A 15,087-nucleotide genomic window follows, 5' to 3' on the forward strand; every position below is an offset into this window, starting at 1 on the left:
CCGATTGGCTTGATCGCTCTCGTGATCCGTGTCCGGACTGGTTCGGCAGCCGCAAGGCTGGCGCAGCCAGAGACACACGCAAACAAAAAGACCCGCAGCGTATCCGCTGCCTGCTTGCCGAACACAGCACGCGCCGTCGCAGCACCCTGCGCCGCCACGTGCCAGAAGAATTGCGATGCGCCGGTCTGGTGGCCTGAGCGGCGTGCCCAGAACCCGATCCCATCTCGAACTCGGCCGTTAAACACGCCAGCGCCCATGGTACTGTGTCTCAAGACACGGGAGAGTCGGTCGCCGCCAGACCCGCCCATCGCAATCAGCATCCCCTCGACACGAACACCGATCCGGCCCCCGGAGCCAGCGCCCGCGCTCACACAGAGCCGGCGCCCCGGACCAGCCGCACACACTTGGCGCGGGGTGGAGCAGCCCGGTAGCTCGTCAGGCTCATAACCTGAAGGTCACAGGTTCAAATCCTGTCCCCGCAACCAAATCGATCCCACAGCAAAGCCCCCCGTTCCTCCGAGCGGGGGGCTTTGCTGTGCCGGCGCCACGCGCAGGCTGCATCCTGATGCCGGCCGCGCCAGGGTCTTCGAGCGAAGCGACCAAGCTCGATTCGCAAGACCGGGTGCGCCCGTCGCCCCAGTCAATCGGCCGAGCCCACCTGCGTCCGGAAGGTTGCCAAGACAGCATCCGGCGAAGCGTCGCAGCCGGCCGGGATCGCGATCTTGACGGCGAGATCATGGACCGTCGGGTTGCGGCCCGTGCTGAGCCGCGCATAGGCCTTGCTGGCGAAGTAGATCGCGTTGAGGCCGATGGTTGCGTACCGGCGTCCGAGATTCCAGCCGCGATAGGTGTAGGACACCCGATCGCCGGGATGGGGCGCGTCCTCCAGCGAGGGATCCGGTCCATAGGGCCCGACCGACACGAAGGTGACGTGGGCCGCCCCCGAACAGGAACCGGCCGCGACGCGATAGCGTCCGACGCGCGCACGCGGCAAGGACACGCCTGCGCCGAGATCGATCGGGGGGAGGGCGGTCTCCGGTGCGGTCATCGCGCTGGGATCCGCCGGCCGGGCGTAGGCATAGGCGCGGATCGCGAGCGATGCGCCCAGGAGGAGGCCCAGCAGAACGAGGCAGTTCCACGCTGACACGTTCAGAGTCGGCGACGCGGCGCGCATGGGGGCTCCCTGCTCAACACCAGCGCCGGCACGATCATCGCCACGACGGAGGCCAGCGCCACCAGGGATGAGCCCGCGTCGTCGTGCCAGAAGTGGTAGGCCTCCCGGGATGGCAGCATCGCCAGGATGCGCGCGACGTTGATCGCCACCACGAGGCCGAAGCTCGTCGCGAGCGCACCCAGCGCCGCGCGGCCGACGGGCTGATCGGCGATTTTCAGGATGGAGAGCCAGACCAGAACGGCCAGCGACAGATTGTGGAACGACGAGCAGCCTTCGAGGACGATGATCATCCAGTCACTGCGGACGCTGAGGCTGGCGCCGTCCGTCCCGATGCCCGGGTAGACCAGATGGCCGATCCGGTAGATCAGGCCGATCTCAGCGCCCTCGATGCTCTGATAGAGGATCTTGAAGACGAGCTTGCCCCACAACTCGTAGATGGACAGGGCGAGCCAGATCTGTCCGATACCCATCCAGTGCCGGTCGGGGCGCGGCCGGGTCACGAGCCAGCCGCCGGCCAGCGTCGTCGCCAGATAGACCCCGTGCTGCTCGGGAATGAACCAAGCGAGGGCCGACACCACCAGGACCGCCCGATCGGACCGCGACAGACGCATCCCGGCATCCGGGATGGCCAGGAGCTGGAACAGAAGCGCCGCCAGCGCAAACGCTTCGCCGGTGTTGAACTCGACGAGGTGCTGTGCCGTCTGCGTCTGCTCGAACAGATGACGCTGCACGGTCGCCGAGAGGATCGTGCCCGCGGAAAACAGCAGCACGGCCCAAATCGCGGCCCGGTCTGCGACGCCTGCACGCCCCGCCCCCAATCCGAGGCTTCCTCCGTGCCGCGCGACATTGATCATGGCAGACCCGTCATGCGGGCGTCTCGGCCTTGCGAGCCCGCCGACGGCGCAGGATCGCTACGGTTCCGCCGACGAGGATCAGACTGAGGGTCGCGTTGACCTCGGGCGAGGGCGCACTCCCGGTATTGCCGCCCGAGCCGCCCCCTCCGGAGCCGAAGCTGAAGGCCGGTCCCGAGAAAATTCCGCCGCTGGAGACGGTCGTCGAGACGTTCGCAGGCGCGGTGACCGGTGCCGGACCGGGAGCCGCGGACTTGATCCCGGACGTCAACTGGCCGTTCCAGCCACCGGCAAGGGCATTGCCGTTGCCGGCACTGGCAGGACTGCACAAGCCAACAGTGGCCCCTGCAAGGCAGACTATACTTACGTATTTCATCCGCGCCTCCCTTTCGTATTGATCATCCCATGAAGGAGGGCGGATTTCGCTGAATGCAAGCGCGGTTCGAGATATTTGAATTCAATTCACATATTTATCGCGTTGTTAACTATAGTGTCGAGCGCCAGCTGTAGCGCCTGAACGGCCAGTCGGTAGGTTCTGCGCAGGTCGCCGAAGCTTGGCCGGACGCTGTGTAAACCTGTGTGACAACGGGCTGCGGCGCTTCAGCTCGCATGGCGGCAGCAAAATCCGGAGGCGAAGCCATTCCAATAGCTCACGTCCCGGTGACGGCTCGCAGGAGATTCGTGTCCGAGGCGCCCTCCGCCGGCACGAATACCAGTTCGCCATAAGAGACCGGATCGAGGGCTCCCCGCCAAAGCCAAGAACCACGCCATCGGGCACGGCTTCAGGGCGCGACGAACCACGATCTGAGGCGTGCAATCAGGCGCTGTTGGGGTGGCTCAACATATGGTGAACTGTGAATAAACGGTCTTTTTACCAATAAACTCTTTTCATGCCCCTCAAGGTGGCTGGGTGAGGAGCGTCGTGAGCGAAGTACAGAACTTCCGAGGAGACGCGTATCCTCGACCCGCCGGCCCGATCGCCTCGGATCAGGACACCGTGCTCGACGGCTGGTTTGGCACACGCCTGCGCGGTATCGATTGTCCGGACTCCCAGGTGCCGGTGCCATACGCAGCCTCCGCGCTGGCCGATTGGAGCGGGCTGGTCGATCTGGTGCGCGCGGCTGCGCGCCGCCTGCGCCAGGCAGAGGGACAGGCTGAGGATCAGGATCGCGCCTTCGGGCAGGCGTTGCGGCGCGCCCGCGACGCGGTGGTCACCGCCGAGCAGCAGGCCCAACACGCCGAGACCCTGGCCGAGGCGATGCACCAGCGCGCCAGGATCCGGATCGCCGCCGCCGAGGCACGGGCCGGCGCTGCGGAAGCGCAGGCGCACGCCGCCGAGGGGCGGGCCTGCGAGGCCGAGGCTTGGCGCGCGCGCGTACGGACGACGATCCTGTCGGAATTCCCGGAGACGAACGCTCAGGCCGCGGCATGAGCGCGCCGTCCGGATCTCCATCGCCCGCGTCGCGTCCGCAGACCAAGCCCGGCGGCGCACCGGTCCTCGACCCGCGCCGGATGCCGGTCCTCGTGGTCGACGACGTGCCCCTGATCCGCTCGGTGGTCCGCGCCGTCCTGGAGCAGATCGGCGTGCGCGACGTGCACGAGGCCCCGGACGGCGTCGCCGCACTGGCGATGCTGAACGAGCACGCCTACGGCCTCGTCATCTCGGATCTGCACATGTTCCCGATGTCCGGGTTCGAGCTGCTCCGCCGGGTGCGCGACGACCGTCGGCTGCGGGAGACCCTGTTCGTGATGATGACCACGAAGGAGCACGCGCATGCCTTCACGGCCGTGCGGCGGGCCGGGGTGAACGCCTGCTTGGTCAAGCCCTTCATGCCGGCCGACCTGAGGCGGATCCTCGCGGAGGTGTGGTCGGCGTGAGGGCGCCGGGAGCCTTCTCCCGTCACCCGAGCATGCAAGCGTAACGCCGTTGTTACCGGCGGCTGGCGCCGGGTTGGCATGCTGCGCTCCCGCTGCAACAGGGGCATGGCGCCGGCTAAACAACGGTCCTTCGTCCCAAAGCAGACCCACCTAGGCCCGCCCGGCCCGCCGGAGCGGGCCTTTTTCATGCCCGTTGCCGACGGTCATCCGATCTGCGGCCCGCCGTAACGGGCCAGTCGCCCGCGCCGGCCTTAACCCTGTCCGGACAGTTTTGGGGCTCGCGATCGATTCGGATGTGAAGCGAAGGGGGAATGGCTCTATTGTTTCCAAGGTAGCCATCGCCGACGGGCGCCGTCATCTTGCGTATTCACAGGTGGAGCGATGCGGGGCGCACGGCTCGGCTACGTCGACACGATCCGCGGCCTCGCCGCCCTCGCGGTGATCTACTTCCATTTCGCGGACCACCTCGTGAAGACCGGGCAGGCGGGGAGCGGGGTCGAGCGGGCGCTGTTCCAGGCCCTCACCCAGTCCGTCGATCTCGGGAAGGTCGCGGTGGTGATGTTCTTCGCCGTCTCGGGCTTCGTCGTGCCGTACTCGCTCGACGCGCGCAGCCGGACCCCCGTGCGGGACTTCGCGATCAGCCGGTTCTTCCGGCTCTACCCCGCCTACTGGTTGTCGATTCCCATGGGGATCTGCGCCTTCTACGTGGCGCTGGGCCGGGATCTGCCGGTCTCGACCGTGCTGGCCAACCTGACGATGCTCCAGCAATTCGCCGGCATCGAGAACATCATCGGCCTGTACTGGACCCTGCAGATCGAGCTGATCTTCTACGGGCTCTGCGTGCTCCTGTTCTGCGCCGGGCTGCTCCAGCAGACGCGCGGCCTCGTGGGCGCGGCCCTGCTGATGCTGGCGGCGGCCGTCCTGATGGCTTTCGCCCGCCACCACCTCGGCAAGGCACTGCCGGTCGCGCTGCCGCTGGCCCTGGCGATCATGCTGTGGGGGACGCTCTGGCGCCGCTGGCATGTCGAGGGACAGGCGGAGGCGCGGCGCGCCGCCCTTAGAATCCTGGCCCTGATCGCCCTGGCGATCCCGGTCATCTCGGTGCTGGCCTACGGACGCGACCTCGGCTTCGGCGAGACGTGGTACCGCTACACCACGACCTATTGGGTGGCGCTTCTGCTGTTCGCGCTGATGACCACGCGCTGCCGGATCGAGGCGCCGCTCCTCGCATGGCTCGGCGCGGTGAGCTACGGCCTCTACCTGTTCGGACCGGTCGCCCAGGAGGTGGTGATCGCCGCCGCCCACGCCGCGGGGATCGTCGCGCCCGGCCACGTGCTGATTGCCGCCGCGATGCTGGTCGCGCTGGCCATCGCGGCCCCGGTCCACCGCTTCGTCGAGCGGCCCTGCATCCGCCTGGGCCGGCGCCTGATCGCCGAGTCCGGGATTCCAAAGGGCGAGGCCCTTTGGTCGGTTGCCAGGGTGAAGCCCTGGCGCGCGTCGCGCTGAAGGCCGACATTCGGGCGCAGCCCGACAGCAGGGCGCTGCCCTGCACCCGCAAAAGGTCCCGGACCTTTTGAATCCGGACCTTCGCGTACCGCCTGTCAGCGACCGCCGGCGCTGCGGCGGGTGCGTCGCTCGGCCTTGCGGGTGGCGGTCTCGCGCAGGTGCTGCTCGATGGAATCGTTGGCGCGGCCGCGCATGTGGCGGATCGCTTCCACGTCGTCGAACGTCTCGGGGAAGCGCCGCGACAGCCAGAGATAGGCGCTCGCGAGCTTCACGGTCCGCTCCTGGTAGTCGAGGGCGCCCGCGAGGTTGCCGCGCAGAGCCGGCACGGTGAGCCCCGCCGCCCGCGCCTGGCACCAGCGCTCCAGCAGGCCCATGGCGATCTCGTCGCGCCGGTCGATCGGGCAGACCGAGAAGGCGAACTTTTCCTCGATCGGCAGCCGGGCCCGGTCGACGGTGCGGGCGACGTCGAGCACCTCCTCCAGGGCCGAGGGCTGGAACGGCGAGCCCGCGTAGAAGGTCGCCCGGGCGAAGTGGGTCAGCACCTCGTACAGGCTGTGGGTGCGCATCTCCTCGGCCACCGAGCGGATCGCCCCGAGATCCGGCCGGACGAAGAAGCGCGTGTCGGCCGCCGGCGCCGTCGGGGCGCCCGAGAGGGCGGTGCGGATCGGCTCGATCGCCGTGGGGTCGGTCGCCGCCACGTAGCCGACATCCTGGTGGCCGTAGCGGCCGGCGCGGCCGGCGATCTGGCGGAGCTCGGAATGGGTCAGCGCCCGTTCGGCGGTGCCGTCCCACTTGCGCACCGCCGAGAACACGATCCGCTTGAGCGGGCCGAGATTGAGCCCCATGCCGATCGCGTCGGTGGTGACTAGCACGTTGGCCTCGCCCGAGCGGAAGCGCGCGGCCTCGGCCCGGCGGACTTCCGGCGACAGGGCGCCGTAGATCGTCGCCACTCGATGGCCCCGGGCCACCAGGATCTCGCGATTCTCGTGCACGGCCCGGCGGGAGAAGGCCACGACCGCGTCGCCCGCCTCGACCTTCTCCAGGGGCACCGGCTGCTCGATCAGCAGCAGCGGCGACTTGCGGGTGAAGGGGATCACCTCCAGCGACTCGTTGGCGGCTTCCGCCGCGCGGCGGACATACGACAGGGCGTCGTCGGAGCCGCAGACGATCACGGTCCGCGCCGCGACGCCGAACAGGGCGTTGGTCCAGGCCCAGCCGCGATCGGGGTCCGAGAGCATCTGGATCTCGTCGATCACCGCCACGTCGATCGGCCGGGTCAGGTCGGCGGTCTCGATGGTGCGGGCGGTGTGGGTCGGGTTCGCCTCGCCCAGAACCTCCTCGCCGGTGATCATGCCGGCGCGCAGGCCCCGCTCGCGCAGGGTCTCGTAATTCTCCAGGGCCAGGAGACGCAGCGGCGCGAGGTAGGCCCCGGTCTCCGCGGCGGTGAGGTGCTGCAGGGCCGCGTAGGTCTTGCCGGAATTGGTCGGCCCCATGTGGAACAGGATTTTCCGGTTGAGGCGCCGCGCCGCTGTGAACCGCTCGATATAGGCGCCGAACCCGACCTGATCGCGCAGGCGGCGCAGGCGCGAGCCCTCCCGGGCCACCGCCTTGGCGTGGCGGCGGACGGGGGTGAGCGTGTCGTTGAGGCCGCGTGCGAGCTTCGGGCCGTAGGTGAACACCCGGGACCGGAGCGAGCGGTCCATATGGGCGATGTAGGCGGCGGCATCCGCCCCGACCTCGCGCAGGTCGACGAGGAGCTGCGCCCGCAGCCTATCGACCGGCTTGTGCAGGGCGCGGGTCGCGTCGAGGGCCGTGCGCGCCACGGCCGCGCGCAGGGCCTCCAGGCCGTGGGCCGGATCGTTCCGGGACGCCATGCGGGCGAGGATCGCGGCCGCCTCCGGATCCGGGGCGATGTCGAGGCGCAGGTCCAGCCGGCCGTTGTCGAGGAGCGGGATCTCGGTACGGACCAGCCACGTGATCCGGTGATCCTTGGTCACCACGGCCCGCAGGTTGGGAATCGCCTGTCGGATCGCCGGCACCCCGGTCTCCGCGAAGGCCCGGGCGGCCTTCATGGCGCGGAGCGCCTGGGCGACGTGCGCGTCGTCGACCTCGGCGCCGTAATCGGGCAGGTCGAGCTGGGCGAGCAGTCGGTCGAGATCGACCGCCTCCGGCGACAGGCCGAGCCGGCCGAGGGATTCGATCAGGCTCTCGATCGTCGGGCGGAGACGCTTGCGCGCCATGCGGTCACCTCGGGCAGAAGCGTCTGACGCCAACCCGGACTGTGTCGGGCGCGTTCCGGATCCCTTTCATGGGCCGGGCGGAGGCGGCGCGCCACTTCAAACATGACGCGCGGATATCGTCTTGGTTCAGGGTCGAACGCGGGTCCCCTCTCCCGTGCGGGAGAGGGGGCTTGTCGCGCTCTGCCGCCGGTGTCGATGTCCCCTTGAGATTTGTGAACCTCGTAGCCTCTGCGGGGGCGGGGAACGCGCGGGATCTTCGCCTATCCGATGAAGAACTGTGAATGTTGAGCCCGCCCGGGGGAGGGGCACCTCACGCCTCGCCAAAACCTCCCCCCAACCCAAACCGCCCGTGGTGATGACGGCGTATCACGGCCGCCCCGCCGCCGCGCCCAGCCAGCCGCAGAAGGTGCGGATGGCCGGATCCTCCGACCGCGCCTCCGGGACGTAGGTGTAGTAGCTCCGTGCCGGCAGGGCCGGACCCGCGAAGGGCAGGACGAGGCGGCCTGCCGTCACGTCGTCGGCGATCAGCCGCTCAGGGCCCATGGCGACGCCGAGCCCGTCGAGGGCGGCCTGGAGCGTCAGGTAGAAGTGCTCCAGCGTCACCGAGGCCTGGGGCGTCAGGTCCGGAACGCCCGCCGCGCGCAGCCAGTCCGGCCAGACCCGCGGGAGCGTCGCGGCGTGCAGCAGCGTGTGCTGCCGGAGTTCTTCCGGGAAGGCGAGCGGGAGCCGCCGCAACAGTGTCGGGCTGCAGACCGGGATGCGCCGCTCGGACAGGAAGGGTTCTGCCACGTGCCCCGGGCGCGCGTCCGGCCCACCGCGGATCGCCACGTCGAACGGCTCGGTCAGGTGGGCCAGGGGCACGTTGGAGGTCGTCAGCCGCACCTCGATCGCCGGGTTGGCCCGCTGGAAGCCGGACAAGCGCGGGATCAGCCAGCGCAGGGTGAAGGTGGCGAGCGCGTTGACGTGCAGCAGGCGCGGCCGGCCGCGCTCGACCTGACGGGCGGTGGCGAGGGCGATGCGGTCGAGGGCGGCGCCGATCTCGGCGGCGAAGGCGGTCCCGGCCTCGGTGAGGACGACCCGCCGGTTGTGGCGCTCGAACAGCGGCGCGCCGAGCCACGCCTCCAGCATCTGCACCTGCCGGCTCACCGCCCCGTGGGTGACGTGCAACTCGTCCGCCGCCCGGGTGAAGCTCGCGTGCCGGGCCGCGGCCTCGAAGGCTTTGACGGCGTTCAGGGGCGGCAGCCGGCGATGCACGGGTCAGATTTCCTCACACGCGCGTCAGCATAAGTCGTTTGTCAGCCGCGAACCAGCCGGCCATCCTCGGGGCACAGCCAGAAGGTGACAGGATGGCCCTCGCGTCGAACCCGACTGCATCGATTGCGTCCGCCTCACCCGGGGAGGCCCGGCGCACCCTCGCGGTCACGGGGGTGAACCACGCCCTCCACGACGGCTACACCGATCTCATCTACGTGCTGCTGCCGGTCTGGCAGGCCGAGTTCGGCCTCGACTACGTCGCCCTGGCGCTGCTGCGCTCGCTCTACAACGGCGCCCTGGCGGCCCTGCAGATGCCGGCGAGCCGCCTCGCCCAGTCGCTCGGCGCCCGGACCGTCCTGATGCTCGGCACGCTGCTGAGCGCCCTCGGCTACGCCGTCGCGGGCGCCTCGGGCGGGCTGATCGGGCTCGGGATCGGCCTGCTGGTCGGCGGGGCCGGCAGCAGCACCCAGCATCCCCTGGCCTCGGCGGTGATCGCCCGGGCCTACGGATCCGGAGCCCGGGGTCCGCTCGGCACATACAACTTCACCGGCGATCTCGGAAAGGCGGCGGTCCCGCCGCTGGTCGGCTTCCTGCTGACCCTGACGGGCTGGCGCCACGCCCTGTGGGTCGTGGCGGGGGCCGGGCTCGTCGTCGCGCTCGCCGTCGGGCGGCTGCTGCCGCGTGATCGCGCCTCACGCACGGCCGATCCGGGCGCGGCGCCGCGGGCGCCCGTGCGGGCGGTCGGCGCGCCTGCGGGACGGGGCGGCTTCCGCCTGCTCGTCGCCATCGGCATGCTCGACAACGCCGCCCGGCCGGCCTTCCTGATCTACCTGCCGTTCCTGATGCAGGAGAAGGGCGCGGCGCTGACCACGGTGGGGCTGGCGCTCTCCCTGGTCTTCGTCGGCGGTGCCCTGGGCAAGGCCGTATGCGGCCGGATCGGCGAGCGCCTCGGCGTGACCCGCACGGTGATCCTGACCGAGACCGGGACCGCCGTGATGATCCTGGCGGTGATCGCGCTGCCGCTCGCCCCCGCGCTGCTCCTGCTGCCGCTGCTCGGCGTGATGCTGAACGGCACCTCCTCGGTGCTCTACGGCACGGTGCCGGAGCTGGCGCCCGGCGGCCAGGTCGAGCGGGCCTTCGCGGTGTTCTACACCTGGACACTCGGCGGCAGCGCGCTGGCGGCGCCGCTGCTCTACGGGCGGCTCGGCGACATGGCCGGCCCGCACTGGGCGGCGGCGGCGTCCGCCGCGACGGCGCTCGCCGCGGTGCCGCTCATGCTGGCGCTGGCGCCGTCACTCCGGGGCGAGACGGCGCGGCGGCCGACCTGATCGCCGGGATCCGCTCAGAGGGTCCCGATCACGCTGACCCGGACGGAGTCGGACCGTCCGTCCACCGCGATGTCCCGGATCGCCGCCGGGGCGACGCCGGCGGCCCGGAAGACCGTCTCCGACACCACGGCCACGCAGCCCAGAGGCTTGGTCAGCCCCTGGAGCCGGGAGGCGACGTTGACGGTATCGCCGAGCGCGGTGAAGCGGGTGTCGGTGGCGTCGCCCATCTCACCCACGATCGCGGGGCCGGCATGGACGCCGACCCCGTAGCGCAGGGTGTGCTCCAGATCCTCCGCCAGCAGCCGGTTGAGCGCAGCGACGGACTCGGCCATGAGCTCCACCGCCCGCAGGGCGTCCCGGGCCGCCTGCTCGGGCTCGCTGTCCAGGCCGAACAGGGCGAGCAGCCCGTCGCCGAGGAACTGGTTGGTCGAGCCCCCCGCCGCCCGCACGGCCTCGCCCACCGCGCCGAGGAAGCGGTTGATGATGAACACCGTGTCGTAGGGCAGCCGCTCCTCGGCGAGCCGGGTCGAGCCGCGCAGATCCACGAACATCGCCACGATGAAGCGCTCCTCGCCGGATTCCGCCCGGTCGAGGAGGTCGGTCGGGCGGATCCGCGGCTGCGGCGGCAGCAGCGGCACCACGGCCAGGTCTGTCTCAGGTCGGAACTGGCAGGCGAGGCGCACCCCCGGCCCGGCGGCGATGCGCGCCAGCACCGCGCCCTCGGCCCGGCCGGGGGCGGGGATGCCGTCGCTGCCGTCCGTCACCCGGATCCGGCAGGTCGAGCACCGGCCGCGGCCGCCGCAGACGCTGGCATGCGGGATCCGGTTGCGGCGGCTCGCCTCCAGCACGCTGGTGCCCCGGGGCACCCGGACCGCCCGCCCGTCGGGATAGCTGAGCCGGACCGTCCCGCGCTGGATCTCGGCGAGCGTCCGCATCCCGCGGGCCGCGATGACCGCCGCCACGAGCCCGGCGTAGATCAGCAGCATCCGGTCCCGGATCCCGGCGAGACGCGCCACCTGATTGGGCAGGCCGACATGGACGGGCAGGAGTTCCACCGCCCGCCACGCGGGATCCTGCGCCAGGGCGCGGATCGCCCGGCCGCCCTGCGCGAAACCCAGGAGCGCCACCACCGGTACCAGCACGGCGAGCGCCAGCAGCGCCGGCGCGGCGCGCGCGAAACCGGGCTTCAGCCGCAGCCAGAAATACAGGCCCGTACAGCCGTGGATCCAGGCGACGACCAGCACGGCCACCTGCATCACGCCGAGCATCGGGGCCGCGATCCAGAAGGTGTAGAGTTCCTGCGCGTAGCCCTTGTCGAGCCCCTCGGTGGCGAAGGCGACCCGGGTCCCGACGATGTGGCTGACGAGCAGCGGCGGGATCAGGAGGCCCGAGCCCAGCTGCAGGATCTCGCCGGCCCGCAGGCGGAAGAACCGGCTGGCATAGAGGGCCTGGAGCCCGAGCAGGATGTGGAGCAAGAGCGCGCCGTACAGGAGCGCGAGCCCGAGCGGGTTGAGCCAGAGGGCCGTGACCACGTCGAGCCCGTCCTCCATGGCGCCAAGGGAGACGTTGCCGAGCGCGTGGTTGATCAGGTGGGTCAGCACGTAGGCAAACAGCACCAGGCCGCTTCCCAGCCGGAGGCGGCGCAGGGTCAGGGGCGCACGCCGCGGCGCGGCAACGGATCGCCGGGTGCCGGTGGGCTCGGCGGCGGGTTGCAGCGTCGCGATCGCGGCTGTGCGCGTCATGCTGGGGTCCGGAGGGATCGGCCGGCGGCTCGCAGTTCGGCGACCCTCGTACCAGCAAGACGTGTATCGCGCCCGATCTATTTCGCCGCGCGCGTGTTCGATCCGCTGCGTGGCGGGTCGACCCGGCGGGGGGCCGCGGGTTACCTCCCTCGACGCGCCGCGCCGAACCTTCGATCGAACCCCGGGAACCGATGTTGGACTTCGACTTCGCCCGCCCCGTCGCCGCGGTGGCCGAAGACCTGATCGGCGCCGGCCTGTTCGTCGACGGGGCGGGCGGCGTCATCGTGGAGACGGAGGCGTATGACCGGACCGATCCGGCCTCCCACAGCTTCAACGGCCCGACCCGGCGCAACGCCAGCATGTTCGGGGCCCCCGGGACCGTCTACGTCTACCGCTCCTACGGGATGCACTGGTGCCTGAACCTCGTCTGCGAGCCCGGCAGCGCGGTGCTGATCCGGGCACTGGCGCCGACCGAGGGCCTGCCCGTCATGCAGGCCCGTCGTGGGACGGACGTGGCGCGGCTGCTCTGCGCCGGGCCCGGCCGCCTGTGCCAGGCCCTCGGCGTCACCGGCGCCCAGGACGGCTGGCCGGTCGGGCGGGCGCCGTTCCGGCTCGCGCCCCGCGCGGAGCCCGCCGCGGTGGTGAGCGACCGGCGGATCGGCATCACCCGCGGCGCCGAGACGCCGTGGCGCTTCCTGCTCGCGGGCTCCCGGTTCGTCAGCCGGCCGGTGCGGCGGGTCCGTTCTGGGTAAGGACTGGGTTTCCAAAGGGCGTCGCCCTTTGGTGGGTCGTCAGGGCAAGGCCCTGACAGGTTCCAGGGCTCTGCCCTGGACCCGCGAAAGGTCTCAACCTTTCGAAACCGCGACGGGTTATGCGATCTGCCGGATCAGCCAGTCCCGCAGCTTGGTCCAGCGGGGCTTCATCGTGCCGCCGCGGACCGCGACCGCCACGGCCTTGCGCTGGCCGAGCAGCACCACGAGCCGCTTGCCCCGGGTTACGCCGGTGTAGAGGAGGTTGCGCGCCAGCATCGTCCAGTGCTGCATGGCGAGCGGGATCACCACGGCCGGATATTCCGACCCTTGCGATTTGTGGATGGTGGTGGCGTAGGCCGGCACCAGCGTGTCGAGCTCGCCGTAGGGATAGACCACCTCGCGGCCCTCGAAATCGACGATCACCGCGCCCTCGTCCGGGTCGATCCGCGCCACGGTGCCGAGATCGCCGTTGAACACCTCCCGGTCGTAGTCGTTCTGGCTCTCCATCACCCGGTCGCCGGGGGAGAAGCGCCAGCCGAAGCGTTCCACCGAGATCGCCGGATTCGGGTTCAGCACCGACTGGAGTTCGTGGTTGAGGTTGCGCGCGCCGAGCACCCCACGCTGCATCGGCGTGAGCACCTGCACGTCGCGGATGGGATCGAGGCCGAACCGGGCCGGGATGCGCCGGGTCACCACCTCGATCAGCGTCGCGACGGCGGGCTCCGGCTCGTCGATCTCGATCCAGTGGAAGTCGCTCTCTTCGCCGCGCGGGGCGGGCTCCGGCCTCTTTCCGGCGTTGATCCGGTGGGCGTTCACCACGATCCGGCTCTCGGCCGCCTGCCGAAACACCTCCGTCAGCCGCGCCACCGGCACCGCGCCGGAGGCGATCACGTCGGCCAGCACCTGCCCCGGCCCGACCGAGGGCAGCTGATCGACATCGCCCACGAGGAGCAGGGCGGCGTGCTCCGGCACCGCCTTGGTCAGGGCGTTCATCAGCGGCACGTCGACCATCGAGGTCTCGTCGATCACGAGGAGGTCGCAGGGGAGGGGGTTCTCGGCGTTGCGCGAGAAGCCGCCGTGCTTGGGGTCGATCTCCAGCAGCCGGTGGAGGGTCTTGGCCTCCAGCCCGGTCTGCTCGCTCATCCGCTTGGCGGCCCGGCCGGTGGGGGCGGCGAGCAGCACCCGCACGCCCTTGGCCCGGAGGATCCGCAGGATCGTGTCCAGCGTCGAGGTCTTGCCGACGCCGGGGCCGCCGGTCACCACCGCGAGCTTGGCGCCGAGCACGCGGCGCACGGCCGCCTCTTGCGAGGGCGAGAGCGTCTTGCCGGTCTTCTCCGCCACCCAGGGCAGGGCCCGGGCGAGGTCGATTGCCGGCCAGGGTGGCGTGCCGGTCGCCCGCTGGAGCAGCCGCTCGGCGATGGCGCGCTCGGCGGCGTGCAGGCCGGCCAGGAAGATGCAGGCCTTGTCGCCGATGATGTCCTGCACGACCTCGCCGGTCTCCAGCACGTCGAGGAGGGCCGTGCGGATCAGCGGCGCCGCCACCCCGAGGAGATCCTCCGCCAGCCTCACGAGATCCGCCACCGGCAGGGCGCAATGGCCCGCATCGGTGGCGGTCTGCAGCGCGAAGGAGATGCCGGCGCGCAGGCGCTGCGGCGCCTCCGGGGTCAGCCCGAGCTTCATCGCGATGGCGTCGGCGGTCTTGAACCCGATGCCGCGGATGTCCTTCGCCAGCCGGTAGGGATCCTCGGTCATGACCGCGATGGCCTCGTGGCCGTAGGTCTTGAAGATCCGCACCGCCCGGGCGGTCCCGACGCCGTGGGCGTGCAGGAACAGCATGATCTCGCGCACGGCCTTCTGCTCGGCCCAGCCGGCGACGATCCGGGCGGCGCGCTTGGGGCCGATGCCCCCGACCTCGGTCAGGCGGCCGGGCTCGGCCTCGATGATCTCGAACGTGCCCTCGCCGAAGGCCGCCACGATGCGCTTGGCCATGGCGGGGCCGATGCCGCGCATGTGGCCGGAGGCAAGGTACTTCTCGATGCCGGCGACGCCCGTGGGCGGCGTGACCTTGAGGGTGTCGGCCTTGAACTGAAGGCCGTGCTGGCGGTCCGTGTGCCAGATGCCGGTGGCGGTGATCCACTCGCCCGCGCCGATCGCCGGCGCGTGGCCGATCACCGGCACGAGGTCGCGCTTGCCCCGCGCCTGGACCTTCAGGACGCAGAAGCCGGTCTCCGGGCTGTGGAAGGTGACGCGCTCGATCGTGCCGGCGAGCGCCTCGACGGGTTGGCCGTGCGGGGAGGGCGGTGGCGTCGCGCGCTGAGTCATGCCCGGACCGGCTGCGCCCGGGGCGGCGCACCCATGGGTT

13 protein-coding genes, 1 tRNA gene and 1 rRNA gene are annotated in these 15,087 nt (G+C 70.9%); 8 read left to right on the plus strand and 7 right to left on the minus strand.

All coding sequences use genetic code 11. From position 1 onward, the window contains the following. From AAHG09_RS13455 to AAHG09_RS13465, 3 genes are all read left to right on the plus strand, one after another. The coding region (locus AAHG09_RS13455) for a hypothetical protein (RefSeq protein WP_342105432.1) at positions 1–197 on the plus strand (197 nt) is incomplete at its 5' end. Then, positions 185–300 (plus strand): 5S ribosomal RNA (rrf, locus tag AAHG09_RS13460). The genes AAHG09_RS13455 and rrf, both read left to right, overlap by 13 nt. Positions 301–408: 108 nt before the next feature. After that, positions 409–485, plus strand: a tRNA-Met gene (locus tag AAHG09_RS13465). Positions 486–640: 155 nt separating this feature from the next. On the opposite strand, the gene AAHG09_RS13470 is transcribed toward AAHG09_RS13465, so the two are convergent. From AAHG09_RS13470 to AAHG09_RS13480, 3 genes are all read right to left on the minus strand, one after another. Beyond that, entirely contained in the window at positions 641–1,174 is a 534-nt protein-coding gene (locus AAHG09_RS13470; protein WP_342107804.1) for a hypothetical protein, read from the minus strand. After that, the gene (locus tag AAHG09_RS13475) at positions 1,150–1,944 is read right to left on the minus strand and encodes an exosortase/archaeosortase family protein (RefSeq protein ID WP_342107805.1); all 795 of its coding nucleotides are present in this window, start codon (positions 1,942–1,944) and stop codon (positions 1,150–1,152) included. The genes AAHG09_RS13470 and AAHG09_RS13475 overlap by 25 nt, the downstream gene beginning before the upstream one ends. 94 nt (positions 1,945–2,038) lie before the next feature. Further along, positions 2,039–2,401, minus strand: a complete 363-nt coding sequence (locus tag AAHG09_RS13480; protein ID WP_342107806.1) for a hypothetical protein — start codon at positions 2,399–2,401, stop codon at positions 2,039–2,041. Positions 2,402–3,022: 621 nt separating this feature from the next. On the opposite strand from AAHG09_RS13480, the gene AAHG09_RS13485 reads away from it, so the two are divergent. The 3 genes from AAHG09_RS13485 to AAHG09_RS13495 all read left to right on the plus strand — a co-directional run bounded on the left by AAHG09_RS13485 (position 3,023) and on the right by AAHG09_RS13495 (position 5,409). Then, the gene (locus AAHG09_RS13485; protein ID WP_342107807.1) at positions 3,023–3,457 is read left to right on the plus strand and encodes a hypothetical protein; all 435 of its coding nucleotides are present in this window, start codon (positions 3,023–3,025) and stop codon (positions 3,455–3,457) included. Continuing rightward, complete coding sequence (locus AAHG09_RS13490) at positions 3,454–3,903, plus strand: response regulator (protein WP_342107808.1); 450 nt, start codon at positions 3,454–3,456, stop codon at positions 3,901–3,903. Before AAHG09_RS13485 ends, AAHG09_RS13490 begins: the two co-directional genes overlap by 4 nt. 381 nt (positions 3,904–4,284) lie before the next feature. Beyond that, a complete protein-coding gene (locus AAHG09_RS13495; protein WP_342107809.1) occupies positions 4,285–5,409 on the plus strand; it encodes an acyltransferase family protein in 1,125 nt (374 codons plus the stop codon). 95 nt (positions 5,410–5,504) lie between these two features. Here AAHG09_RS13495 and AAHG09_RS13500 read toward each other — a convergent pair whose 3' ends face one another. Together AAHG09_RS13500 and gcvA are read right to left on the minus strand one after the other, a co-directional pair. Then, on the minus strand, positions 5,505–7,649 hold the full coding sequence (locus AAHG09_RS13500) for a helicase-related protein (RefSeq protein WP_342107810.1): 2,145 nt from the start codon (positions 7,647–7,649) through the stop codon (positions 5,505–5,507). Between the two features lie 366 nt (positions 7,650–8,015). After that, positions 8,016–8,903, minus strand: coding sequence for a transcriptional regulator GcvA (gene gcvA / locus AAHG09_RS13505; RefSeq protein ID WP_342107811.1), 888 nt, complete (start codon positions 8,901–8,903; stop codon positions 8,016–8,018). Between the two features lie 92 nt (positions 8,904–8,995). Between gcvA and AAHG09_RS13510 the strand changes: the two genes are divergently transcribed. Continuing rightward, positions 8,996–10,231, plus strand: coding sequence for an MFS transporter (locus tag AAHG09_RS13510; RefSeq protein WP_342107812.1), 1,236 nt, complete (start codon positions 8,996–8,998; stop codon positions 10,229–10,231). A 14-nt stretch (positions 10,232–10,245) separates the two neighbouring features. Here AAHG09_RS13510 and AAHG09_RS13515 read toward each other — a convergent pair whose 3' ends face one another. Further along, a complete protein-coding gene (locus AAHG09_RS13515; RefSeq protein ID WP_342107813.1) occupies positions 10,246–11,973 on the minus strand; it encodes an adenylate/guanylate cyclase domain-containing protein in 1,728 nt (575 codons plus the stop codon). 191 nt (positions 11,974–12,164) lie between these two features. Between AAHG09_RS13515 and AAHG09_RS13520 the strand changes: the two genes are divergently transcribed. After that, positions 12,165–12,725, plus strand: a complete 561-nt coding sequence (locus tag AAHG09_RS13520) for a DNA-3-methyladenine glycosylase (RefSeq protein ID WP_342107814.1) — start codon at positions 12,165–12,167, stop codon at positions 12,723–12,725. Positions 12,726–12,842: 117 nt separating this feature from the next. Here AAHG09_RS13520 and recD2 read toward each other — a convergent pair whose 3' ends face one another. After that, complete coding sequence (recD2, locus tag AAHG09_RS13525; RefSeq protein ID WP_342107815.1) at positions 12,843–15,047, minus strand: SF1B family DNA helicase RecD2; 2,205 nt, start codon at positions 15,045–15,047, stop codon at positions 12,843–12,845. Positions 15,048–15,087 lie beyond the last annotated feature (40 nt).

It is taken from the genome of Methylobacterium guangdongense (assembly GCF_038442355.1).
Lineage (GTDB): Bacteria > Pseudomonadota > Alphaproteobacteria > Rhizobiales > Beijerinckiaceae > Methylobacterium > Methylobacterium guangdongense.